Origin of the sequence: Ornithinibacillus bavariensis (assembly GCF_018333235.1) — a bacterium.
In the GTDB taxonomy this organism is placed as follows: Bacteria; Bacillota; Bacilli; order Bacillales; family Amphibacillaceae; genus Ornithinibacillus; species Ornithinibacillus bavariensis.
In genome coordinates, this window is sequence record NZ_BORP01000017.1 from 1 (window position 1) to 464 (window position 464).

The 464-nt window shown below is 39.9% G+C and carries 1 rRNA gene; it reads right to left on the reverse strand.

Features of this window, described 5'->3' with window-relative positions:
• Positions 1-216: 216 nt before the first annotated feature.
• Positions 217-332, reverse strand: a 5S ribosomal RNA gene (rrf, locus tag KI338_RS17560).
• Between the last annotated feature and the right edge of the window lie 132 nt (positions 333-464).

The window sequence follows — 464 nt, forward strand, 5'->3', positions numbered from 1 at the left end:
ACTCGGATGTCCGTAAGGGGCAAAGAGAAGGTAATAAATGAATTAGGATTTGCGTTCATGGCGGTAAACATGAGAAAGTTTACCGCCAGAACACCTAATTTACCAATGAATATTGAAAACAAACCAATAAAAAATGGTTCCAAGCATCAGTTTTTAGATGATTGGAACCATTTCTATTTATTTTTGGCTAGTTATGTCCCAGCCTCTTTTAATTTTGCCTGGCAACGTCCTACTCTCGCAGGGGCAATGCCCCAACTACCATCGGCGCTGAGAAGCTTAACTTCTGTGTTCGGTATGGGAACAGGTGTGACCTTCTCGCCATCGCCACCAGACAAACCGTCTTGAAAGGTTTATAAAAATCAAGACAAGATATATTATATGCATTTCCTTCGAGAAATGCAAGGGTTTCGGAAAAAATAATCTTTATACCCTAAAAACTAAATAAGAGTAACGCACGACATCCA